General features: G+C 71.4%; 18 protein-coding genes. 11 read left to right on the forward strand and 7 right to left on the reverse strand.

Annotated elements, in window-relative coordinates:
• The 4 genes from ABZW03_RS15090 to chvE form a co-directional block, all read right to left on the reverse strand.
• Positions 1 to 186, reverse strand: a 186-nt coding sequence (locus ABZW03_RS15090) for a hypothetical protein (protein WP_355257054.1), incomplete at its 3' end; no start/stop codon positions are given.
• A 258-nt stretch (positions 187 to 444) separates the two neighbouring features.
• Positions 445 to 1,680, reverse strand: a complete 1,236-nt coding sequence (gene mmsB / locus ABZW03_RS15095) for a multiple monosaccharide ABC transporter permease (protein ID WP_355257057.1) — start codon at positions 1,678 to 1,680, stop codon at positions 445 to 447.
• A gap of 3 nt (positions 1,681 to 1,683) precedes the next feature.
• A complete protein-coding gene (mmsA, locus tag ABZW03_RS15100; RefSeq protein ID WP_355257060.1) occupies positions 1,684 to 3,231 on the reverse strand; it encodes a multiple monosaccharide ABC transporter ATP-binding protein in 1,548 nt (515 codons plus the stop codon).
• A 115-nt stretch (positions 3,232 to 3,346) separates the two neighbouring features.
• Positions 3,347 to 4,441 (reverse strand): multiple monosaccharide ABC transporter substrate-binding protein, encoded by a 1,095-nt coding sequence (chvE, locus tag ABZW03_RS15105; protein ID WP_355257063.1) that lies wholly within the window; start codon positions 4,439 to 4,441, stop codon positions 3,347 to 3,349.
• Positions 4,442 to 4,728: 287 nt separating this feature from the next.
• Between chvE and ABZW03_RS15110 the strand changes: the two genes are divergently transcribed.
• Positions 4,729 to 5,760 carry a LacI family DNA-binding transcriptional regulator gene (locus ABZW03_RS15110; protein ID WP_355257065.1) on the forward strand — a complete coding sequence of 344 codons (1,032 nt, stop codon included), beginning with the start codon at positions 4,729 to 4,731 and terminating at the stop codon, positions 5,758 to 5,760.
• Between the two features lie 164 nt (positions 5,761 to 5,924).
• Here the strand turns inward: ABZW03_RS15110 and ABZW03_RS15115 are convergent, their stop codons facing one another.
• The 3 genes from ABZW03_RS15115 to ABZW03_RS15125 form a co-directional block, all read right to left on the reverse strand.
• Positions 5,925 to 7,361: a non-reducing end alpha-L-arabinofuranosidase family hydrolase gene (locus ABZW03_RS15115; protein ID WP_355257068.1), complete on the reverse strand. Its 1,437-nt coding sequence runs from the start codon at positions 7,359 to 7,361 to the stop codon at positions 5,925 to 5,927.
• A gap of 186 nt (positions 7,362 to 7,547) precedes the next feature.
• Complete coding sequence (locus ABZW03_RS15120) at positions 7,548 to 8,486, reverse strand: glycoside hydrolase family 11 protein (protein ID WP_355257099.1); 939 nt, start codon at positions 8,484 to 8,486, stop codon at positions 7,548 to 7,550.
• Positions 8,487 to 8,941: 455 nt separating this feature from the next.
• Entirely contained in the window at positions 8,942 to 10,291 is a 1,350-nt protein-coding gene (locus ABZW03_RS15125) for a PHB depolymerase family esterase (protein ID WP_355257071.1), read from the reverse strand.
• Positions 10,292 to 10,589: 298 nt separating this feature from the next.
• Between ABZW03_RS15125 and ABZW03_RS15130 the strand changes: the two genes are divergently transcribed.
• From ABZW03_RS15130 to araB, 10 genes are all read left to right on the forward strand, one after another.
• Positions 10,590 to 11,186: a PadR family transcriptional regulator gene (locus ABZW03_RS15130; protein WP_355257074.1), complete on the forward strand. Its 597-nt coding sequence runs from the start codon at positions 10,590 to 10,592 to the stop codon at positions 11,184 to 11,186.
• Complete coding sequence (locus tag ABZW03_RS15135; protein WP_355257077.1) at positions 11,183 to 12,946, forward strand: sulfatase; 1,764 nt, start codon at positions 11,183 to 11,185, stop codon at positions 12,944 to 12,946. Before ABZW03_RS15130 ends, ABZW03_RS15135 begins: the two co-directional genes overlap by 4 nt.
• A gap of 123 nt (positions 12,947 to 13,069) precedes the next feature.
• Positions 13,070 to 14,413: an MFS transporter gene (locus ABZW03_RS15140; RefSeq protein WP_355257080.1), complete on the forward strand. Its 1,344-nt coding sequence runs from the start codon at positions 13,070 to 13,072 to the stop codon at positions 14,411 to 14,413.
• 127 nt (positions 14,414 to 14,540) lie between these two features.
• Complete coding sequence (locus tag ABZW03_RS15145) at positions 14,541 to 15,386, forward strand: formylglycine-generating enzyme family protein (protein ID WP_355257102.1); 846 nt, start codon at positions 14,541 to 14,543, stop codon at positions 15,384 to 15,386.
• Between the two features lie 86 nt (positions 15,387 to 15,472).
• Positions 15,473 to 16,270: an SGNH/GDSL hydrolase family protein gene (locus tag ABZW03_RS15150; protein ID WP_355257082.1), complete on the forward strand. Its 798-nt coding sequence runs from the start codon at positions 15,473 to 15,475 to the stop codon at positions 16,268 to 16,270.
• 401 nt (positions 16,271 to 16,671) lie between these two features.
• Positions 16,672 to 17,661 (forward strand): ABC transporter substrate-binding protein, encoded by a 990-nt coding sequence (locus ABZW03_RS15155; protein ID WP_355257085.1) that lies wholly within the window; start codon positions 16,672 to 16,674, stop codon positions 17,659 to 17,661.
• A gap of 77 nt (positions 17,662 to 17,738) precedes the next feature.
• On the forward strand, positions 17,739 to 19,250 hold the full coding sequence (locus ABZW03_RS15160; RefSeq protein ID WP_355257088.1) for a sugar ABC transporter ATP-binding protein: 1,512 nt from the start codon (positions 17,739 to 17,741) through the stop codon (positions 19,248 to 19,250).
• On the forward strand, positions 19,247 to 20,311 hold the full coding sequence (locus ABZW03_RS15165; protein WP_355257090.1) for an ABC transporter permease: 1,065 nt from the start codon (positions 19,247 to 19,249) through the stop codon (positions 20,309 to 20,311). The genes ABZW03_RS15160 and ABZW03_RS15165 overlap by 4 nt, the downstream gene beginning before the upstream one ends.
• Positions 20,308 to 21,294, forward strand: a complete 987-nt coding sequence (gene yjfF / locus ABZW03_RS15170) for a galactofuranose ABC transporter, permease protein YjfF (protein WP_355257093.1) — start codon at positions 20,308 to 20,310, stop codon at positions 21,292 to 21,294. Before ABZW03_RS15165 ends, yjfF begins: the two co-directional genes overlap by 4 nt.
• 179 nt (positions 21,295 to 21,473) lie before the next feature.
• On the forward strand, positions 21,474 to 22,961 hold a 1,488-nt coding region (gene araB / locus ABZW03_RS15175; RefSeq protein WP_355257096.1), incomplete at its 3' end, for a ribulokinase.

Genomic DNA, 22,961 nt, shown 5'->3' on the forward strand with positions numbered 1-22,961 from the left:
GGCGGCGGTCCAGTCCTCGGGGGCGTCGCCGGGGACGGGCAGCAGGTCGGGCAGGTCGCCGACGGCGATGGTCACCACGTCCTCGATCCGCTGCCGCTCGGCTCGGCGGCCACCACGGGGGCGGCGGCCGGTTCCGCGGGGCCGGTGCCTCCGCCGCGGCCCGGCAGCAGTGCGAAGGCCAGGCACACCATCACACCGACCGCCACCAGCGCCAACGGAACGCCCAGGACCAGCCCACGCCTGCGGTTCGACTGCGGGGCGGCGTGCTTCGTTGCCCTCATTCCCGTCCATTCGGTAGATCGACTCGACGTTGCACTGCCCAGTGGGCGCCGGAGGCGGAAAGGTTGCCGCTCGCTCGAGAAATATTTTTTTCTTCCGAACGCGGCTCGCCCCCGGGCGTCCGAGGACGGCCGGGGGCGAGCAGTGGAGGGGGTGGTCCCGGTGTCAGGAACCGGCCCGGCGCTTGTTGTAGACGTCGAAGCCGACGGCCGCGAGCAGCACCAGGCCCTTGATGACCTGCTGGTAGTCGGTGCCGACGCCGACCAGCGACATGCCGTTGTTCAGCACGCCTAGCACCAGGCCGCCGATGATGGCGCCGAGGACGGTGCCCACGCCGCCGCTGGCCGAGGCGCCGCCGATGAAGGCGGCGGCGATCGCCTCCAGCTCGAAGTTGATGCCGGCCTGCGGGGTGCCGGCGTTGAGCCGCGCGGCGAAGACCAGCCCGGCCAGGGCCGCGAGCACGCCCATGTTGGTGAAGGCGAGGAAGACGACCCGCTTGCTCTTCACCCCGGACAGCTTGGCCGCCGCCTCGTTGCCGCCGACGGCGTAGGTGTGCCGCCCGATGATCGAGTTGCGCATCAGGTAGCCGAAGCCGACCAGCAGCGCGCCGAGGATCAGCAGCACGATCGGCACGCCGTGGTAGCTGGCCAGTAGCAGGGTGAAGACCACCACGGCCGCGGTGATCACGGCGAGCTTGGTCAGGAACAGCGGGAGCGGGAGCGGCTCCAGCCCGTACGAGACGGTCTGCCGCCGGCCGCGCACCTCCTGGAGGACCGCGACGGCCAGCACCGCGAGGCCCAGCAGCAGGGTGAGGTTGTGGTAGTCGGTGTGCGGCCCGACCTCGGGGAGGAAGCCGCTGCTGATGTTCTGGAAGCCCTTGGGGAACGGCGCCACCGACTGGCCCTGGAGCAGGATCTGGGTGCCCCCGCGGAACAGCAGCATGCCCGCCAGGGTGACGATGAAGGACGGGATGCCGAGGTAGGCGATCCAGAAGCCCTGCCAGGCGCCGGCCAGGGCGCCGATCACCAGCGCGGCCAGCACGGCCACCGGCCACGGCATGTCGTGCCTGACCATCATCACCGCGGCGGCGGCCCCGACGAAGGCGGCCAGCGAACCGACCGAGAGGTCGATGTGCCCGGCGATGATGACGATCATCATCCCGATCGCCAGGATCAGGATGTAGCCGTTCTGCTGGATCAGGTTGGTGATGTTGAGCGGCTGGAGCAGGATGCCGTCCGTCCAGACCTGGAACAGCAGCACGATCAGCGCGAGCGCGACCAGCATGCCGTACTGGCGCACGTTGCCGCGCAGCGCGCGGGCCAGCACGCCGCCGAGGGAGGGACTGGGGCCGTCCTGCGGTGCCCGCGGGGACGAATCCGGGATGATCTCGGTCTGGGCCATGCCTCACACCTGCTCGTTGCTGGATGCGGCGCTCATGGTCATGAGCCGCATGAGGGATTCCTGGGTGGCGTGGGCACGGGCGACCTCGCCGGTGATCCGGCCTTCGGCCATGGTGTAGATCCGGTCGCACAGGCCCAGGAGTTCGGGGAGTTCGGACGAGATGACGAGCACCGCCTTGCCCTCGGCGGCCAGCTCGGCGATGACGGTGTAGATCTCCGCCTTCGCGCCGATGTCGATGCCGCGGGTGGGCTCGTCGAGGATCAGCACCTCCGGCTCGGTGAAGATCCACTTGCTGAGGACGACCTTCTGCTGGTTGCCGCCGCTGAGCGTGTCGGTCCGGGTGAACACCGAAGGGGCCTTGATGTTCATGGTGCGCCGGAAGCCCTCGGCGACCCTGGCCTCCTGGTGCCGGTCCACCCGGCCGTTGCGGGCGACCTTGCGCAGCGCGCTCAGCGAGATGTTCCGGCTGATGTCGTCGATGAGGTTGAGGCCGAGCTGCTTGCGGTCCTCGGTGACGTACGCGATGCCGTGCCCGATCGCCTCGGGCACCGTCCGGGTGCGCACCTCCCGGCCGTGCAGCCGGACCCGGCCGGAGGCCCACCGCCCGTACGAGCGGCCGAAGACGCTCATCGCCAGCTCGGTGCGGCCGGCGCCCATCAGGCCGGCGATGCCGACGATCTCGCCGCGCCGCACGTTCAGCGAGGCGCCGTCCACCACCATGCGCTGCTGGTCGATCGGGTGCCGGACGCTCCAGTCCTCGACCTCGAAGGCGACCTCGCCGAGGTCGGGGCTGCGTTCGGGGTAGCGGTGCTCCAGGTCGCGGCCGACCATGCCGCGGATGATCCGGTCCTCGGAGATGCCCTCGGGGCCGATCGCGATGGTCTCGATGGTCTGCCCGTCGCGCAGGATGGTCACGGCGTCCGCGACCCGGGCGATCTCGTTCAGCTTGTGCGAGATGATGATGCAGGAGATGCCCTGCGCCTTGAGTTCGAGGATCAGGTCCAGCAGCTTGCGGCTGTCCTCGTCGTTCAGCGCGGCGGTCGGCTCGTCCAGGATGAGCAGCTTGACCTTCTTGGCCAGCGCCTTGGCGATCTCGACCAGCTGCTGCTTGCCCACGCCGAGGTCGGCGATCCGGGTGTGCGGGTTCTCGTCGAGGCCGACCTGGCGGAGCAGTTCGGCGGCGTGGGTCAGTGTCCGGTGCCAGCTGATGACGCCCCGGGAGGCGTGCTCGTTGCCGAGGAAGACGTTCTCGGCGACGGACAGGTACGGCACCAGCGCCAGTTCCTGGTGGATGATGACGATGCCGCGCTGCTCGCTGGCCCGGATGTCCCGGAACCGGCAGGGCTCGCCCTCGAAGAGGATCTCGCCCTCGTAGGAGCCGTGCGGGTAGACGCCGCTCAGCACCTTCATCAGGGTGGACTTGCCGGCGCCGTTCTCGCCGCAGATGGCGTGCACCTCGCCGGCGCCGACGGTCAGGTTGACCTCGGAGAGCGCCTTGACGCCGGGGAACGACTTGCTGATCGACCGCATTTCGAGAACGGGTCCAGCCATGGGTGTGCGTCCGTATTCGTTCGGGGCGGTGCGGTTGGGGGAGGTCCCGGGCTCCGCGGAGCCCGGGCTGCGCACCGCCGGTTCGGCGCGGGGCCCGTCGACCGGGCCCCGCCGGCTACTTGAGCTGGTCCGCGGTGAACTGGCCGCTGTCGACCAGGACCTTCTGGTAGTTCTCCTTGTCGACGTTGACCGGCTGGAGCAGCTGCGCCGGGACGACCTTCACGCCGTTGTTGTACTGGGTGGTGTCGTTGACCTCGGGCTTGCCGCCGGTCAGCAGCGCGTCGCCCATCTGGACGGCGACCTTGGAGAGTTGCCGGGTGTCCTTGTAGACGGTCTGGGTCTGCTCGCCCGCGATGATCGACTTCACCGAGGCCAGGTCGGCGTCCTGGCCCGTGACGATCGGCAGCGACTTGGCGGTGCCGTAGCCGACGCCCTTGAGCGAGGACAGGACGCCGATCGCGATGCCGTCGGACGGCGAGAGCACGGCGTCGACGCGGGCGGAGGTGTAGGCCTTGCTCAGCAGGTTGTCCATCCGGGACTGGGCGTTGCCGCCGTTCCAGCGCAGCGTGGCGATCTGGTTGAAGTCGGTCTGGCCGCTCTGCACGACCAGCTTCTTCTGGTCGATGTACGGCTTGAGGACGCTCATCGCGCCGTTGAAGAAGAAGGTGGCGTTGTTGTCGTCCGGCGAGCCGGCGAACAGCTCGATGTTGAACGGGCCCTTGCCGTCCTTGAGGCCGAGCTTGTCGACGATGTAGCTGCCCTGGAGGACGCCGACCTTCTCGTTGTCGAAGGTCGCGTAGTAGTCGACGTTGGCCGTGCCGCGGATCAGCCGGTCGTAGGAGATCACCGGGATGTGGGCGTCGGCGGCCTTCTGCAGCACGTTGGTGAGGGACGAGCCGTCGATGGCGGCGATCACCAGCAGCTTGGCGCCCTTGGTGATCATGTTCTCCACCTGGGAGACCTGGTTCTCCACCACGTCGTCGCCGTACTGCAGGTCGGTCCTGTAGCCCTTGGCCTGGAACTCCTTGACCATGTTGGTGCCGTCGTTGATCCAGCGTTCCGACGACTTGGTCGGCATCGCGATGCCGACCAGCCCGCCCTTGGCGTCGCCCTTGGCGGGGCCGTCGCCGACACCGTTGGCGCTCTGTCCGCACGCCGCCAGCGAGAGCACCAGGCCCGCGGCGACGAGGCCCGCCGAAATCTTCCGCACAGTTCCTCCAGTGATGATCCGCGACCGGGCACAGTGCACCCCTGGTGGGTGACTGGGAGCGGTCGAGCGGGGCCGGCCGGAGCGGGTTCCCGGGTGGGGGGCAGCGGCTCCGGCCTGGCGTGACATGAGTGTTAACGCTCACACTGGAACCGTCAAGAGCCTTGGATCACGGTTCGGTACCTGACGGACGGCGCGGCCGGGGGCTCGGCCGCCGCCGGAATCCAGGGGCCGCGACCTGGTGTGGAGCCGGTCGCGTACTGTGGTCCAAACCGAGAAGGGAACTGTGAGTGGGAACCGACGGTACCGAGACGGAACAGCGCCAGCCCGTGATGGCGGACGTGGCGAAACTGGCCGGAGTGTCCCACCAGACGGTCTCCCGCGTGCTCAACGGCGCCCCGCACGTGCGGCCGGACACCCGCGAGCGGGTGCTGGCCGCGATCCGGGAGCTCGACTACCGGCCCAACTCCGCCGCGCGCGCCCTGGTCACCCGCCGGTCGCAGACGCTCGGCGTGGTGAGCTTCGACTCGACGCTCTACGGGCCCGCGGCGATGCTGGAGGGCATCGAGCAGGCCGCGCGCAGCGCCGGGTACTTCGTGAGCGTGACCAGTCTGCGGTCCCTGGACGGCCGTTCGGTCCAGGAGGCGGTCGACCGGCTGCGTGACCAGGGCGTGGAGGGCGTCGTCGTGATCGCGCCGCAGACCTCGGCCGTCAGCGCGGTGGCCCGGATCTCCACCTCGGTGCCGCTCGTCGCGGTCGGTTCGGGCGACCAGATCCAGGTGCCCATGGTGTCGGTGGGCAACCGCTCCGGCGCCGAGGCGGCCACCCGGCACCTGCTCGACCTGGGGCACCGCACCGTCCACCACCTGGCGGGGCCGGCCAACTGGCTGGAGAGCCAGGACCGGGAGGAGGGCTGGCGCGGCACGCTGGAGACGGCCGGGGCCACTGTGCCGCGCGTGGAGCGCGGCGACTGGAGCGCCCGCTCGGGCTACCAGGCGGGGCTGCGGATCGCCGAACTGCGGGACGTCACCGCCGTCTTCTGCGCCAACGACCACATGGCGCTCGGTCTGCTGCGCGCGCTGCACGAGGCCGGCCGGTCGGTCCCGGGCGACATCAGCGTGGTCGGCTTCGACGACATCCCGGAAGCGGCCTACTTCAGCCCGCCGCTGACCACGGTGCGGCAGGACTTCGGCGAACTCGGCCGCAGGGCGCTGGAGTTGCTGGTCGGGGAGCTGGGGGGCGCGGCGCGCTCCCGGACCCATGTGCAGATCGCCCCGGAGATGGTGCTGCGGCGCAGCGTGGGCCCCGTCGGCCGCCGTTGAGCGGCGGTTGTTGAGCAGCGGCCGGTGAGCGGCGGCCGGTGAACGGGGGCCGGTGAGCAGCCGGCCGGACCGGGCGGCGACCTGTCGGGCCGGCGCACAGCAGGGAGGAACCCCAGCCGACGTACGGCTGGGGTTCCTCGATGCGGTGGAGCTCGTCGGGCGGGTCAGTGCTGGAGCGTCAGGACGCCCGGGCGCCACGGCAGTTTGTCGTAGTCGCCGGTGGCGGTGGGGGACTTGCCCTGGTAGAGGAACTGCAGGTTGCAGGGGTCGATGGTCATGGTCTGGTCCGGGTTGGTGCGGACCAGGTCGCCGTGGCTGATGTCGTTGGTCCAGCCGGCGCCGCTGTTGGCCTTGCCGGCGAAGGGCCGGCTCTCGGTGGCGGCCTGCGGGGTCCACGAACCGTTCAGGCTGGTCGCGGTGAAGGAGCGGAAGTAGCGCTGCTCGTTGGCGCCGCGGGCCTCGACGATCATGAGGTACTGGTTCTGGCCCTTGACCTTGTAGACCTGCGGCGCCTCGAACAGGTTCTGCACCGTGTCGGTCATGACCGTGGTGTACGAGGAGCCGAAGTTGCCCGGGAAGTTCCCGATCGGCATGCTCGCCCGGTAGATGCTGCCGTTGTCACCGGCGAAGAACAGGTACATGTTCTGGCCGTCGGCGATCAGCGTCTGGTCGATCGGGCCGGTGCCGGAGTTGGGGATGGAGCCGGTGAACAGCGGCTGCGGCGCGGACCAGCCGTTGGGGTTGGTCGGGTCGCTCGAGGTGCGGTAGATGAAGGGCCACGCACCCCACTGGTACGCCAGCACCCAGATGTTCTTGGGCGCGAAGTAGAACAGCGTGGGCGCCACCGCCTTCTCGCTCATCCCGGTCTGCCCGGCCGAGGCCATGTCCGACCAGTTGGTGAAGGGCGCGAAGGCCATCGAGCCGTACGAGGAACCGGACACGTTCGACGCGTAGACCAGGTGCTTGCCGTTGTAGACCACGTTGGTGAAGTCCTTCACCGAGGCCCAGCCGTTCGCCGGCTGGGCCAGGGCGCCGGTCGACGTCCACCGGTACGTGGCGGGCAGCGCGCAGGTGCCGGCCGTCGGCGTCGGGGTCGACGACCCGGACAGGCCGGTCCACTTCTGGTTGTCGGCGCCGGTGCACGTCCAGAGCTGCACCGCGGTGCCGTTGGCCGTCCCGGCTCCCGTGGCGTCCAGGCAGAGCCCGGACTCGACGCCGACCACCGTGCCGTCGGCGTTCAGCCGCCACTGCTGGTTGGCCGCGCCGCTGCAGGCCCAGATCTGCACCCGGGTGCCGGCCGTGGTGGCGTGGCCCGGAACGTCCAGGCACTTGTCGCCGTACACGGTCAGCCGGTCGCCGGACGCGGCCGTCCACAGCTGGTTGGCCCCGTTCGAGCAGTCGTAGATCTGCAGGGCCGTGCCGTCGGTCCGACCGGCGTTCTGCACATCGAGGCACCGGCCGGAGGCCACGCCGCGCAGGGCGCCGCTGGTGGCCGCTTGGGCCGGGGCGGCGACGAGCATCGCCGCCAGCGCCGCCACGGCCGCGACCGCGGCGGTGAGCACGGCGGGCAGCCGCCTGCGGTGGGGATTTCGTCGGTGCATGGGAGCTCCTCTGTGAGGGGGTGGGAGCCGTCGCACAGCCTTGTCAGCGGCCCTGTTAGCGCTAACAAATTCGGGCGCGCGCCGTCGCGTGGGAGCGGGCGCCGTCAGCGGCCGTGTCGACGGGGGTGGGGCGCGGCGGCTGGAGGGGCCGCGCGCCCCGGGTGCCGCTGTGGTCCGGTCCGGAGGTCAGCTCGCGCTGCAGGAGACCGTCGGCCAGGTGGTGCTGCCGTTCTTCGCGATGGTCATGCCCCAGGTGTCGCCCGCGCCGTTGGGGGTGGCGACGAGGGTCTGGGCGTCGGGGTAGGACGCGTTGACGTTCCAGGTCGCGCTGACCTGCTCCGGGGAGGGGACCTTCACGGTCACCTTCCAGGTGCTGGACCCGGTGACCGCGACGTTCAGGTTGTAGCGGTCGCTCCAGGACTCGCCGGCGGAGAGCGTCGCGGTGCAGCTGCCGCCGGTGCCGCCGCCGGTTCCACCTCCGGTGGAGGAGCCGAGCGTGATGTTGGAGTTTCCGCTGCTCCGGTAGCCCTCGGTGGCCATGATCTCGTAGTTCATGGTGCCGAGGTTCATGCCGTACCGGGCCCACGCGTCGAAGTGGTTCGCGACCGTGATGGTGCCGCCGGTCCGCTTGTTCTGACGGACGCTCCAGTACTGGTTGAAGGTCTTGATGCCCTCGATGGACGGCGCGTTGTAGCGCGTCGTCTGGTAGATGTCGTACGTGCCGCCGTCGCTGGTGACGGTGCCCTTGTAGGTGCCGGTCGGCTTGTAGGTGCCGTAGTTCTCCACGACGTAGTACTCGACGAGCGGGTTGGTGCTCCAGCCGTAGAGCGAGAGGTAGGCGTTGCCGTTGGTGCTCCAGGTGCCCGAGTACGTCACCGGGTTGCGCGAACCGGTGCGCCAGCCCTTGCCGGCCACGAAGTTGCCGGCGTTGCTCCAGGAGGTGCCGTAGTTGCCACCGCCGTTCAGGGACATCGAGGCCGCACCGGTGCCCTCGGTCCAGAACGAGTAGAAGTACCCGCCGTCGGTGCCGGTCTGGTTCGTGGTGACGGTCGCGGCCTCGGCGGTGCCGGGCAGCAGAAGGACGGCCGCGAGGGCCGGTGCGAGGAGGCGCGCCCGGCCGGCGATCCGCCGGGAGCGGCTGGGGGTGCGGCTCTTGGGGTGGGGGGAGTGCACAGGAGTGATCCGTCCTGCCGATGGGTGGGGGTGGGTGCAGCCCCGCGCCACCGACGCCGCGAAGGGGTGGGTCGGCCGGACGGCGTCGCGAGGGGGTGCACGGGGTCGACTCGTCATCGACGTCGCTGACCCCGACGTCGGTGGGCGAACGCGGCCCGGATCCAAGGCGGTTCGGACTTGTCGACGGCGCCAGTGTTGGCTTGCACCTGACGGGCTGTCAACACTTTCGACACGATGGTCGACAGATTCGCTCGCCATGGGAGGCGTCTCTGTCGAAGTATCAACAGGTCAGGCGGAGGATGCGCGATGGCAGTCCCGAGTACTTGACCGGTGCTTTGCCGATTTCGGCGTGACTGGCGCCAAGTGGGAAGAAAACTTTCGCCCATGGCGGCTCGAAAGTTTCGGCGTCAGCCCATCGTCCACTGCTGGTTCCGGCCGCCGCTGCAGGTCCACAGCTGGACGGGCGTGCCGTCGGTGGTGGCGAGGCCGGCCACGTCCAGGCAGAGCCCCGACTGGACGCCGGTGATCGTGCCGTTCGCGTTCAGCTGCCACTGCTGGTTGGCCTGGCCGTTGCAGGACCAGACGATGGCCTTGGTGCCGGGGCTGGTGCCGTGCGCGTCGGTGTCCAGGCAGAGCGTGCTGCCGCCCACGGTCACGGTCAGCTGCTTCGCCGCCGTACGGGTCCAGGTCTGGTCGGCGCCGCCGTTGCAGCCGTGGATCCGCTGCTGCGCACCCGGCGTCGTGCTCGGGTCGGTCAGGCACTTGCCCGCGTCCACCGCCCGCAGTGCGCCGGTCGTGCCGCCGCCGGCGGATCCCGAGTCCAGGCCCATGAAGTGGACGGCCTGGGCGGCCATCGCGGTACCCCGTACCGGCAGTTCGTGCCCGACGCCGGCCAGGCTGTACGCCTCGACCCGGGTGGTGCGGGCGGCGTCGTCGTACCGGGTGCGGGTCCAGTTGGCCGCGGGGGTGTCGGTGGCCGACGGGGTCTGGCTCACGCCGAGGACGTCGGTCCACTGCTTGATCTCTTCGCCGAGGTTGTTGTGGCTCAGGATGGTGTCGGCGGTGCCGTGCCAGAGCTGCACCCGCGGACGCGGACCGGTGTAGCCGGGGTACCCCGAGGTGCGGACCAGGCCGCCCCACTGCTGCGGGGCCTTGGAGACCTGGCCCTGGGCGCAGGGCGCGTTCCAGCCGCGGACCGCGCCGGTGTAGAAGCAGCGGTAGGGCACGCCCATGAACGCCGCGCCCGCCTTGAACACGTCGGGGTAGTCGGCGAGCATCACGTTCGTCATCATCGCGCCCGACGACTGGCCCGTGACGTACACGGCATCGGCGTTGCCGCCGTAGTGCTGCTCCGTGTAGGTGATCATCGACATGAGCCCGACCGGGTCGCTGCCGCCGTTGCGGGTCAGCGCCTGGTCGGAGGAGACGTCCCAGCAGCTTCCACCGGGGTTCGTCGAGGGGTAGACGACGAGGAACCCGTACCGGTCGGCCAGCGACGCGAAGTCGGTGCTCGAGTACAGATAGGGCCCCGAGCCCTGGCACCCGTGCAGGGCCAGCAGGATCGGGGGGTTGGCCCTGACGGTGCTCGGCACGTACAGGTGCATGAGCAGACCGGTGGGGTTGGTGCCGAAGTTCGTGACCTGGGTCAGCGAGGCGGCGGCGGCCGGGGGCGCGGCCTGGACGCCCAGGCCGAGCGCGAGGCCGACCGCGGCGAGCAGGCCGAGTAAGCGGGACTTGAGCGAGCGGGATCGGAACATGGGGGACCTCTCCGTCCGAATTTGTTTTGAGCGTTACGTATTGTTCAGGCGCCGTCGCCGAAAAGACAACAGGAAGGACGCGCCCGGTGTCCGCGCGGCGCGCGGCCCGGACCCCGCGCTCCGGTGCGGACCGCGCGTCGCGGCGGGGTGCGGGAGGGGCGCGGCGCCGTGGGGGCGCTCCTCTGTGAACCGGTGTGAACGCGGGTGAACGGCGTGCCAAGCGTCGGCCGGATGCCTTGACCCGGCCGTCGGCCCTACGGAACGGTGCACATAGGTGATGTTGCACATAGGAGTGTCCATGCAGTTCGAGTACGTGCTCCTGGGCCTGCTGGCCGGGAGGCCGTTCAGCGGTTACGACCTGGGCAAATGGGTGGAGACCGAGGGGCAGTTCCTGCGCTCGCGGGCCCACCACAGCCAGATCTACCGGCTGCTGGGCCGGATGGTGGCCGACGGCTGGGTGGTCTACGAGGTGGATCCGCGCGAGGGGCGGCCGGACGCGAAGGTGTACCGGCTGACGCCGGTGGGCCGCGACGCGCTGCTGGCCTGGGTGCGCTCCCCGTACGAGCCGACCAGCCGGTTCCAGGACGCCGACTTCCTGGCCCGCTTCGCCTTCGCCGCGGCGCTGGACCGGCACGCGGCGATCCGCCTGGTCCGCACCGAACTCGACTACCGGCGCGAGCAGATCGCCCGCAACCGCGGCCGTGACCGCACGCTGCGCTTCGAGGAGCCGCTGCCGGAGCTCGACCAGGCGCTGGCGCGCGAGGTCGCGGAGGAACTCCACCGGTACGGCGCCGGAGCCGTCGACCGGTGGGTGGAGTGGCTGGAAGACATGCTGCGGCGCCTGGAGGACCGGAAGCCGGCGAGCGGGCCGGCAGGAGAGGGGGACGCCCGATGAAGGCGATCATGGTGATGTTCGACAGCCTCAACCGGCACCTGCTGCCGCCGTACGGGGGCGACTGGACGCACGCGCCCAACTTCCGTCGGCTCGCGGAGCGTTCGGTCACCTTCGACAACGCCTGGGCCGGTTCGCTGCCGTGCATGCCGGCCCGCCGGGAGATCCACACCGGCCGGTACAACTTCCTGCACCGCAGCTGGGGCCCGCTGGAGCCGTTCGACGACTCGATGCCGGAACTGCTCAAGCAGAACGGCGTCTGGACCCACCTGGTCAGCGACCACCCGCACTACTGGGAGGACGGCGGCGCCACCTACCACGGCCGGTACAACACCTGGGAGTTCTTCCGCGGCCAGGAAGGCGATCCGTGGAAGGGCCAGGTCGCCGACCCGGTGATCCCCGAGGACCTCAAGCGGATCCGCTTCGACTCCCACCGCCAGGACTGGGTCAACCGCGCCCACCTGGACACCGAGGCGAAGCACCCGCAGACCCTGACCTTCGACGCGGGCCTGGAGTTCGTCCGCACCAACCGGGACGCCGACCGCTGGTTCGTCCAGATCGAGACCTTCGACCCGCACGAGCCGTTCTTCAGCCACCAGCGGTACAAGGACCTCTACCCGCACGACTACGACGGCCCGCACTTCGACTGGCCCGACTACAAGCGCGTGGTGGAGACCCCCGACCAGGTGGAGCACGCCCGCTTCGAGTACGCGGCGCTGCTGTCGATGTGCGACCACTCGCTGGGGAGAGTGCTCGACCTGATGGACGAGGAGGGCCTCTGGGACGACACCCTGCTGATCGTCAACACCGACCACGGCCTGCTGCTGGGCGAGAAGGGCTGGTGGGGCAAGGTCGTGCAGCCCTGGTACAACGAGCTGGTCCACCTGCCGCTGTTCGTCTGGGACCCCCGGGTGCGCGCGGCCGGCGAGCGGCGGCAGGCCCTGGTCCAGACGATCGACCTGGCCCCCACCCTGCTGGACTACTTCGGCGTCGAGCGGCCCGCCGACGCGCAGGGCCGGCCGCTGCCGGTCGCCGACGACACCCCGATCCGCGAGGCGGGCCTGTTCGGCATCCACGGCGGCCACGTCAACGTCACCGACGGCCGGTACGTGTACATGCGCGCCCCCGCCTCGCCCCGGAACGCGCCGCTGCTGGAGCACACCCTGATGCCCACCCACATGCGCGGGCGCTTCACCCCGGCGGAACTCGCCGACCTGGAGCTCGCCGAGCCCTTCGGCTTCACCAAGGGCGTCCGCACCCTGCGCATCCCCGGGCGCACCCTGATCAACCCGTACCAGCACGGCACCCTGCTGTTCGACCTGGCGAACGACCCCGAGCAGCGCACCCCGGTCGTCGACGACGCCGCCGAACTGCGGATGGCCGGCCTGCTGGTCGAGCTGCTGCGGGCGAGCGACGCCCCGCCGAGCCAGTACGAACGCCTCGGCCTGCCCGTCGAAGGGCCGGTCGACGACCGGCACCTGCTGGTCCGGGCCCAGCGGGAGCAGGCGGAGCAGGCGGCGAAGCCGCTGCCCAGCCCGGAGGACTACCCGGCCGGCCGGCTCTCGCTGCGGACCCCGCTGGCGGCGCTGATCTCCGATCCGGTCGCCGTCGAGGTGCTGCGCCGGCACCTGCCCGGGATCGTCGACTCGGAGTTCCTGCAGTTCCTCGGCCCGACCCCGCTGATCGACGTCGCCGCGCTCGCGGGCGGCCTGCTGGACACCTCCGCGCTGCACCTGGTCGCCGAGGAACTCGCGGCGCTCTGACCGCCTCTGGCGCGGGGCCGGTGGTGGGACCGCGGCCCCGCCACCGGTGAGCGCCCCCTCCTTCCCCGCACCGCACCGGCGAAGAACGCCGCGACGAAGAACGCCACGACGAAGGGACGAAGCATGTCCGAGCTTGTCGACAGCGGTCCGAGAACCGGGCCGCCGCCCGGCCCGGCCGCCACCCCGCAGGTGGCCGGCCGCTGGTCCCAACTCTCCCTGCTCGGCGGCACCTTGCTGGTCGACGGCACCGAGGCAGGACTGGTCACCGGACTGTTCCCGGTGATCCGGCAGGCCCTCGGACTGAACCTCGGCGCCCTGGGCGTCCTGACCGCCGCGGGCAAGCTCGTCCACGTGGTCGCCGCGCCGCTGTGGGTCTGGGCGGCGCAGCGCTGGTCGCGCCGCGGCGTGCTGGTCGTGGCCACCGGCCTCTGGGGGGTCTGGGGCGTGGCCGCCGGCTTCGCCCGGAACTTCACCCAGCTGCTGCTGTTCACCACCGTGCTGGCCGCCGGGTACGCGGCGGCCCAGCCGCTGGTCTCCGAGATCATCGGGGACCTGTTCGACGCCCCCTCCCGGGGACGGGCCGTCGGCCTCCTCTACGGCGCGCTCGCGCTGGCCGGTGCCCTGCTCGGCCCGCTGATCGGCCAACTGGCCGGGGTGCGGGACGGCTGGCGCTGGGGCCTGTGGGGGATCGGCGCGCTCAACATCCTCTTCGGCCTGGTCCTGCTGCGGCGCTTCCGCGACCCCGGCAGCGGGGCCGCCGAACGCCAGCTGGCCGGGCTGGTCCGCACCGCCCGACCGGGGCTCACCCCCGCGTCCGTCGGCTCGCTGCTGCGCATCCCGAGCTTCCTGGTCCTGCTGGGCTCGCGGCTGCTCTCCGGCCACCTGCTGCTGGGCACGTTCGCGGTCGTCTACCTGGTGGACGAGTTCGGCTTCACCACCCAGCGGGCCGCCGTCGTGCTGATGCCGCTCGGCCTCGGGTACGTCGCCGGCACCCTGCTGGGCGGATTCCTCTCCGACTGGGCCGCGCGCCGCAGCCCGCGGCACGGGCTGCCCGCCGTCCTCCAGGGCGCGCAGTTCGCGTTCGCCGCCCTCGCCTTCCTCGGCACCCAGGTGCACTACGGCGGCATCGGCGTCTACGCCCTGCTCTTCGGCCTCATGGGCGCCGTCCAGGGCGTCAACCCCGCCGTCAACCGGCCGATGGTCATGGCGGTCACCCCGCCGGAGCTGCGCTCGGCCGCCTTCACGCTGTACGTGTCGGTCTTCGAGGCGATCGCCTGGGCGGCGTTCGGCCTCGGCGCCGGACTGCTCGGCGACCGGATCGGCCTGCGGCCGGTGTTCCTGGCCGTGCTGGTGATCCTGATGGCCGTCAACGGCGCGTTCCTGACGCTCCTCCACCTCTGGTACGCCAAGGACGTGGACCGCGCGCAGCGGGAACTCGACCTGCGCCGCTCCGAAGTCCTGGCCTGACCCGTCCCGTCCTGGAGGCGCCATGCATCCGACCCCGGCCCCCTGCTGCACGCCCTCGCGCGGCCGCAGCGAGCCATCGTTCCTCGAACTCGCGCTTCCACGACGGGCGTTCGGTTCCGACGAAGGCATGGTGCTGCTGCCCGGCGGCGAGTTCCTGATGGGCAGTGAGGACCGCGAGGGCTTCCCGGCCGACGGCGAGGGGCCGGTGCGGGCCGTCCGGCTGGACCCGTTCTGGATCGACACCCGGGCGGTCACCAACGAGCGGTTCGCCGCCTTCGTCGCCGACACCGGCTACCGCACCGACGCCGAACGCCTCGGCTGGTCCTACGTGTTCGCCGGCTTCCTGCCGGGGGCGCTGCGCCGCGCATCGCCCCGCCCCGACCGCACCCCCTGGTGGTGCGCCACACCCGGCGCCGCGTGGGACCGGCCGGAGGGCGAGGGCAGCGACCTCGCCCACCGGGGCGACCACCCGGTGGTCCACGTCTCGTGGAACGACGCCGCCGCGTACGCGAGCTGGGCCGGGAAGCGGCTGCCCACCGAGGCCGAGTGGGAGTACGCCGCCCGGGGCGGCCTCGAACAGGCCCGCTACCCGTGGGGCGACGAACTCGACCCGGACGGCACCCACCGCTGCAACATCTGGCGCGGCACCTTCCCGACCAGGAACACCGCGACCGACGGCTTCCGCGGCACCGCCCCGGTCGACGCCTTCACCCCGAACGGCTACGGCCTGTACAACACCTCCGGCAACGTCTGGGAGTGGTGCGCCGACTGGTGGACCACCGCCCACCCGGCCGAGCGGCCCATCGTCAACCCCCGTGGCCCTCAGGCTGGTTCGGCCCGGGTCATCCGGGGCGGCTCGCACATGTGCCACAAGTCCTACTGCAACCGCTACCGGGTCGCCGCCCGCAGCGCCAACACCCCCGACAGCTCCAGCGGCCACGCCGGCTTCCGCTGCGCCCGCACCGCGTCCTGACCCGCCGCCCGGACGGCGGAGCCATGGCCGGAACGCCGCCTTCGGACGGCAGCACCCGAGCGCCCGACCACTCCAGGAGGAAAGACATGCCCCGTTCCCGCGTCCCCGCCCTCGCGGCCGCACTGCTCGCGCTGACCGCGACCACGGTGGCCGGCACGTCCGTCGGCACCGGGTACGCCGCCGACGTCCACTACGTCGCCCTCGGCGACTCGTACTCCGCCGGCGGCGGCTCGTCCACCGAGTACCTCAACAGCTGCCACCAGACCACGAAGTCGTACCCGTACCTCTACGCCCAGGCCACCTCGCCGGCCTCCTTCGCGTTCCAGGCCTGCGGCGGCGCCGACACCGCCGACGTGCTGAACGGCCAGCTCGGGCCGCTCGACGCCGGGACGACGCTCGTCAGCGTCACCATCGGCGGCAACGACGTCGACCTGTCCGGCGTGATGTCCTCCTGCCTGTTCGGGACGGAGGCCGCCTGCCTGGACGCCGTCGCCTCGGCGGAGGCCGCCGCAGGCGCCGAACTGCCTGGCAGGCTGGGCACGTTGTACACCGCGATCCGTGCCCGCGCGACCGGTGCCAAGGTGGTGGTGCTCGGCTACCCGAAGTTCTTCGACCTCGACAAGCCGCTCTGCCCGGGCATGGGCGCCACCAGGCGAGCGGCGCTCAACCACGGCGCCGAGGTCCTCGACGAGACCATCCGGGCCGCGGTCGCCAAGCACCCCGGCTTCGTCTACCAGGACGTCACCGACCGCTTCGCCGGCCACCGGCTCTGCGACGCCGAGCCCTGGCTGCACGCCCTGAACTGGCCGATCGGGCAGTCCTTCCACCCCACCGCCGCCGGTCAGGCGGGCGCCTACCTCCCGGCCCTGCGCGCCGGGGTCTGAGCCCCACCGCCGTCCGCAAGAACACCCCGTACGACGCGGACCGCCGTCGCCGGCGCCGCCGCGCCGACGTCGTCGCCGCGCTGCGGTCGTACGCCCGCGCGGTCACCGGGTACGACCTCGGGTAGCGGGCACGACCCCGGATGACGGGCTCCCTGGCGGCGACGCCGGGGTGTCGCTGCCCGGGGTCCACCGCTCAGCCTGATTGTGAGCGTGAACAGTCACGCCCTCGGGCCGCAGGGCCGCCGTGGTCAAGATTGGGTAACGCGCCCCGGAGCTCTTGTCGCGGCGAATTGTGAGCGTTAACAATTCACCTGAGCGAAACCTGCGTTGCGCATCGCCCCCCGGGCATCCCCACCCCACGGCCGTTCCCACCGCCGTGCCCTCCCGAGAGGAACCCGAACATGTCCAAGAGAGCTGCGGTCGCCCTGGTCGCCACCGCCATGGCCGTCGCCCTCACCGCCTGCGGTTCCGGCGGTGGCGGTGGCTCGAACGGCGCGGCCGGCGGCAGCTCGGGCAAGCTCGTCGTCGGCTTCTCGCAGGTCGGCGCGGAGAGCGGCTGGCGCACTGCCAACACCAAGTCGGTCCAGGACGCCGCGAAGAAGGCCGGTGTCACGCTGAAGTTCTCCGACGCGCAGCAGAAGCAGGAGAACCAGATCAAGGCGATCCGCTCGTTCATCCAGCAGAAGGTGGACGTCATCGCCTTCTCGCCGGTGGTCGAGTCCGGCTGGGACACCGTCCTCAAGGAGGCCAAGGACGCGAAGATCCCGGTGGTGCTGACCGACCGCGCGGTGGACTCGAAGGACGAGTCGCTCTACGCCTCCTTCCTCGGCTCGGACTTCGTCGAGGAGGGCAAGAAGGCCGGCGAGTGGCTGGTGAAGGAGTACCAGGCCACCTCGGAGCCGGTGAACGTGGTCGAGATCCAGGGCACCACCGGCTCCGCCCCCGCCAACGACCGCAAGGCGGGCTTCGGCGACGTCATCAAGGCCGACCCGAAGTTCAAGGTGGTCGCCTCGCAGACCGGTGACTTCACCCGGGCCAAGGGCAAGGAGGTCATGCAGGCCTTCCTGAAGTCCCAGCCGGACATCGACGTGCTCTACGCGCACAACGACGACATGGCCCTCGGCGCCATCCAGGCGATCGAGGAGGCGGGCAAGAAGCCCGGCAAGGACATCAAGATCATCTCGGTCGACGGCGTCAAGGACGCCTTCACCGCGATGGCCGACGGCAAGATCAACGTCGTGGTCGAGTGCAACCCGCTGCTCGGCGACCAGCTGATGGAGCTGGTCAAGAAGGTCAAGGCGGGCGAGCAGGTGCCGCGCCGGATCAAGACGGTCGAGGGGGTCTTCACCCAGGACCAGGCCGCCGCCGCACTGCCCGGCCGCCAGTACTGACGCACCCACGGAGCCCGGTGGGCGGGCGGTCCTCGGCGGAGGGCCGCCCGCCCGCCGACCACGAAAGGAGGAGCGGCATGCCCACGCAGCCGGTCCTGGAAGTGCGGGGGGTCCGCAAGGAGTTCCCGGGCGCGGTCGCGCTCGACGGGGTCGACTTCCGGCTCTTCCCCGGCGAGGTGCACGCGCTGATGGGTGAGAACGGCGCCGGCAAGTCCACGCTGATCAAGGTGCTCACGGGCGTCCACGAGGCGGACGGCGGCGAGGTCCGGCTGGCCGGGCAGGTGGTCCGGATCGGGGGGCCGCTGGAGGCCCAGCAGGCCGGGATCTCCACCGTGTACCAGGAGGTCAACCTCTGCCCCAACCTGTCCGTCGCCGAGAACATCTTCATCGGTCGCGAGCCGCGCCGCCTCGGCCTGATCCACTGGGCCGAACTCCGGCGCCGGGCCGCCGAGTCGGTGGCCGCGCTGGACCTGGACATCGACGTCACCGCCCCGCTGAACAGCTACTCGATCGCCGTCCAGCAGCTGGTCGCGATCGTCCGCGCGGTGGACGTCTCGGCCAAGGTGCTGATCCTGGACGAGCCGACCTCCAGCCTGGACCGCGACGAGGTGCGCCAACTCTTCGCCGTGATGCGCCGGTTGCGCGACCAGGGGGTGGCGATCCTGTTCGTCTCGCACTTCCTGGACCAGATCTACGAGATCTGCGACCGGATGACCGTCCTGCGCGGCGGCCGGTTCGAGGGCGAGTACCTGACCAGCGAGCTGAGCCAGGTCGAGCTGGTCGCCCGGATGATCGGCGGCGAGCTCTCCGGCCCGGCCGAACCGGCCGGTGCCTCCCGCGCCGAGCCCACCGGCCCGTCCTTCCTGCGGGCCGAGGGGCTGGCCCGGCGGGGCGCGGTCGAGCCGTACGACCTGGACATCCGGTCCGGTGAAGTGATCGGCCTGGCAGGGCTGTTGGGCTCCGGGCGGACGGAGGCGGCCCGGCTGCTGTTCGGCGCCGACCGGAGCGACCAGGGGGCCGTGCGGATCAACGGCGAGGCCGCCGCATTGCGCAGCCCCCGGGCCGCGATCGGCCACGGCATCGCGTTCTGCTCGGAGAACCGCAAGTCCGAGGGCCTGGTCGGCGAGCTGACGGTCCGGGAGAACATCGTGCTGGCGCTCCAGGCGTCCCTCGGCTGGACCCGGCCGCTCTCCCGTTCGGCCCAGGACGAGCTGGCGATCCGCTGGATCCGGGCCCTGGACATCCGGCCGGGCGATCCGGAGGCGCTGGTCCGCAACCTCAGCGGCGGCAACCAGCAGAAGGTGCTGCTGGCCCGCTGGCTGATCACCGAACCGAAGCTGCTGATCCTGGACGAGCCCACCCGGGGCATCGACATCGGGGCCAAGGCCCAGATCCAGAAACTGGTGGCGGAGCTGGCCGGCGACGGCATGTCGGTGCTGTTCATCTCCGCCGAGCTGGAGGAGGTGCTCCGGCTCAGCCACCGCGTCGAGGTGCTCCGGGACCGCCGGATGGTGGCCGAGCTGCGCAACGACGGCACGCTCACCCTGGAGCGGATCATGGAGACCATCGCGAGCGGAGCGACGTCGTGAGCAGTATCACCGGGTACCGGGTCCTCCGGCACCGCCTGTTCTGGCCGGCCGTGGTGCTGGCCGCGCTGCTGGTGGCGAACGTGGTGTTCACCCCCGACTTCCTCGCCGTCCGGATCAAGGACGGCCACCTGTACGGCAGCCTGGTCGACATCCTGAACTTCGGCGCGCCGCTGGTCCTGGTGGCGCTCGGCATGACGCTGGTGATCGCCACCGGGGGCATCGACCTCTCGGTCGGCTCCACGGTCGCGATCGCCGGTGCGCTGGCCTGCCTGCACATCAGCGGGTCGCCGGACCCGGGCGGTGTCGCCACCGTGCTCACCGCCGTGGCCCTGGCCCTCGGGGTGGCGCTGGTGCTCGGCGCCGCCAACGGCCTGCTGGTGGCCAGGATCGGGGTGCAGCCGATCGTCGCCACCCTGATCCTGATGGTGGCCGGGCGCGGTGTCGCCCAGCTCATCACGGACGGCCAGATCATCACGATCACCAGTGCCCCGTACAAGCTGATCGGCGGCGGCTACCTGTTCACCGTGCCGTTCGCCGTCCTGCTGGCCGGTGCCGTGGTGCTGCTGACCGCGGCGCTGACCCGGTACACCGCGCTCGGGCTCCTGCTGGAGTCGGTCGGCGGGAACCCGGTGGCCAGTCGGCTGGTCGGCATCCGGGCCGGCGGGCTGATCGCCCTGGTCTACGTGGTCAGCGCGCTCTGCGCGGCGCTGGCCGGGCTGATGATCAGCTCCAACGTCTCCAGCGCCGACGGCAACAACGCCGGGCTCTGGATCGAACTCGACGCCATCCTGGCCGTGGTCATCGGCGGCACCTCGCTGAACGGCGGCCGCTTCTCGCTGGGCGGCACCGTGCTCGGCGCACTGGTCATCCAGACCCTCTCCACCACCGTCTACACCATCGGCATCCCGCCGGAGACCACGCTGGTCTTCAAGGCCGTCGTGGTGATCACCGTCTGCCTGGTCCAGTCGCCCGTCTTCCGGGCCAAGGCCGCCCGGCGGCGCTCCCGCGCCCGTCGCGAGGCCCGGCCGGCGGCCCCCGAGAAGCTGGAGGTCGGCGCATGAGCACCGGAACCGCCCTGTCCGCCCTGACCCGCCGCAGCCGGGGCCGGCTCCCGCTGCTGGTCACCTCGGCGCTGCTGGTGGTGATGTTCACGGCCGGCTCGGTGAGCTACGAGGGCTTCTTCTCCGGGCAGGTGCTGCTCAACCTGCTGATCGACAACGGCTTCCTGCTGGTGGTCGCGGTCGGCATGACCTTCGTCATCCTCACCGGCGGCATCGACCTCTCGGTCGGCGCGATGGTCGCCCTCTCCACCATGGTCTCCGCCTGGCTGGTCCAACTCCACGGCTGGCCGCCGCTGCTGGTCATCCCGCTGGTGCTGGCCATCGGCACCGGAGCCGGCCTGGCGATGGGCTGGGTGATCCAGACCTTCGAGATCCAGCCGTTCATCGTGACGCTGGCGGGCATGTTCCTGGCCCGCGGCCTGTGCTACACGATCAGCGTCGACTCCATCTCGATCACCGACCCGACGTACACGGCGATGGCCCAGACCCGCATCCCGCTGGGGGACCTGTTCGTCTCGCCCAGCGTGCTGATCGCCCTCCTCGTGGTGGCGGCGGCGTTCACCGTGCTGCACTACACGCGGTTCGGCCGGAACGTGTACGCGCTGGGCGGCAGCGAGCAGTCCGCGCAGCTGATGGGGCTGCCGGCCGGCCGCACCAAGATCGCGGTGTACGGGGTGAGCGGGTTCTGCTCCGCCCTCGGCGGCGTGCTGATGACCTTCTACATGCTCTCCGGCTACGGACTGCACGCGGTGGGCCTCGAGCTGGACGCGATCGCCGCCGTGGTGATCGGCGGCACCCTGCTCACCGGCGGCTCCGGCTACCTGCTCGGCACCGTGCTCGGCGTCCTGGTGCTCGGCCTGATCCAGACCGTGATCAGCTTCCAGGGCACGCTCAGCTCCTGGTGGACCAGGATCGTGATCGGCGCTCTGCTCTTCGTCTTCATCCTGCTGCAGCGCCTCATGACGGGCCGTCGACGGACCTAGCCGTCGGAGCGACGGAACCACCAGACCCCGCACACCGGGCCGGCCCACCCGCTTCGGCCCGCCCGGCGTGCGGCCCCGTCCACCCCGGACGGGGCAGACCGGCCGCCGGGCCCGCACCGTCGCGGACCCAGCCCGGCGGCCAGTACCAGAGAACCAGACCTGCTACGAAGGACGTGAACGTGCCACCAACCTCCGACTCCCCGGAGCGCCACGTCGTCGGCGTCGATTTCGGCACGCTGTCCGGCCGCGCCGTGGTGGTCCGGGTCAGCGACGGCGAGGAGCTCGGCACCGCCGTCCACGAGTACCCGCACGGCGTCATCGAGACCGAACTCCCCGGCACCCGCCACAAGCTGCCGCCCGACTGGGCGCTCCAGCACCCCGAGGACTGGCGCGAGGTGCTGCGCACCGCGGTCCCCGCGGCGCTCGCCGCGTCCGGCGTCGACCCGGCCACCGTGATCGGCATCGCCACCGACTTCACCGCCTGCACCGTCCTGCCGGTCACCGCCGACGGCACCCCGCTCGCCGAGACCGCCCTCGCCGACCGCCCGCACGCCTGGCCGAAGCTCTGGAAGCACCACGCCGCCCAGAGCCACGCGGACCGGATCAACCGACTCGCCCACGAGCGCGGCGAGAAGTGGATCGGCCGCTACGGCGGCAAGATCTCCGCCGAGTGGCAGTTCGCCAAGGCGCTGCAGCTCCTGGAGGAGGACCCGGGCGTCTACGCCGCCACCGAGCGCTGGATCGAGGCCGCCGACTGGATCGTCTGGCAGCTCACCGGCGCCGAGAGCCGCAACACCTGCACGGCCGGCTACAAGGGCATCCTCCAGGAGGGCGAGTACCCCTCCGAGGAGTACCTGGCCGCCCTCAACCCGGACTTCGCCGACTTCGCCCGCACCCGGCTCGCCCACCCGCTCTCCGCCCTCGGCTCCCGGGTCGGCTCGCTGACCGCCGAGGCCGCCGCCTGGACCGGACTGCCCGAGGGCATCGCGGTCGCCGCCGGGAACGTCGACGCCCACGTCGCCGCCCCCGCCGCCCAGGCGGTCGAGAACGGCCGGCTGCTCGCCATCATGGGCACCTCCACCTGCCACGTCGTCAACGGTGCGACCCTGGCCGACGTCCCCGGGATCTGCGGCGTGGTCGACGGCGGCATCGTCGAGGGCGCGTACGGCTACGAGGCCGGGCAGAGCGCCGTCGGCGACATCTTCGCCTGGTGGCTGCGCCAGGGCCTGCCCGCCGACTACCTGGCCGAGGCCGAGGCCACCGGCGAGGACGCCCACCAGCTGCTCACCCGCAAGGCCGCCGCCCAGCCCGTCGGCGGGCACGGCCTGGTCGCGCTGGACTGGTTCAACGGCAACCGCTCCACGCTGGTCGACCACCACCTCTCCGGCGTGCTGGTCGGGCTCACCCTGGCCACCCGCCCCGAGGACGTCTACCGGGCGCTCCTGGAGGCCACCGCCTTCGGCACCCGCACCATCGTCGAGGCGCTGAAGGACGGCGGCGTCCCGGTCACCGAGTTCATCGTCACCGGCGGCCTGAAGAAGAACGCGCTGCTGATGCAGATCTACGCCGACGTCCTGCGGTGCCCGGTCTCGCTCGCGGTCTCCGCCCAGGGCCCCGCCCTCGGCTCCGCCATCCACGCCGCCGTCGCGGCCGGCACCCACCCCGAC

This window comes from Kitasatospora sp. NPDC004799, from assembly GCF_040609095.1.
Taxonomy (GTDB): Bacteria; Actinomycetota; Actinomycetes; order Streptomycetales; family Streptomycetaceae; genus Kitasatospora.

What these genes read in the sequence shown, in the direction of transcription:
- ABZW03_RS15145 (WP_355257102.1), top strand. Translation starts at nt 14,541, where the DNA reads ATGGTGCTGCTGCCCGGCGGCGAGTTCCTGATGGGCAGTGAGGACCGC.
- mmsB (WP_355257057.1), bottom strand. Translation starts at nt 1,680, where the DNA reads ATGGCCCAGACCGAGATCATCCCGGATTCGTCCCCGCGGGCACCGCAG.
- ABZW03_RS15150 (WP_355257082.1), top strand. Translation starts at nt 15,473, where the DNA reads ATGCCCCGTTCCCGCGTCCCCGCCCTCGCGGCCGCACTGCTCGCGCTG.
- ABZW03_RS15125 (WP_355257071.1), bottom strand. Translation starts at nt 10,291, where the DNA reads ATGTTCCGATCCCGCTCGCTCAAGTCCCGCTTACTCGGCCTGCTCGCC.
- mmsA (WP_355257060.1), bottom strand. Translation starts at nt 3,231, where the DNA reads ATGGCTGGACCCGTTCTCGAAATGCGGTCGATCAGCAAGTCGTTCCCC.
- ABZW03_RS15160 (WP_355257088.1), top strand. Translation starts at nt 17,739, where the DNA reads ATGCCCACGCAGCCGGTCCTGGAAGTGCGGGGGGTCCGCAAGGAGTTC.
- ABZW03_RS15155 (WP_355257085.1), top strand. Translation starts at nt 16,672, where the DNA reads ATGTCCAAGAGAGCTGCGGTCGCCCTGGTCGCCACCGCCATGGCCGTC.
- ABZW03_RS15130 (WP_355257074.1), top strand. Translation starts at nt 10,590, where the DNA reads ATGCAGTTCGAGTACGTGCTCCTGGGCCTGCTGGCCGGGAGGCCGTTC.
- ABZW03_RS15135 (WP_355257077.1), top strand. Translation starts at nt 11,183, where the DNA reads ATGAAGGCGATCATGGTGATGTTCGACAGCCTCAACCGGCACCTGCTG.
- yjfF (WP_355257093.1), top strand. Translation starts at nt 20,308, where the DNA reads ATGAGCACCGGAACCGCCCTGTCCGCCCTGACCCGCCGCAGCCGGGGC.
- ABZW03_RS15140 (WP_355257080.1), top strand. Translation starts at nt 13,070, where the DNA reads ATGTCCGAGCTTGTCGACAGCGGTCCGAGAACCGGGCCGCCGCCCGGC.
- ABZW03_RS15115 (WP_355257068.1), bottom strand. Translation starts at nt 7,361, where the DNA reads ATGCACCGACGAAATCCCCACCGCAGGCGGCTGCCCGCCGTGCTCACC.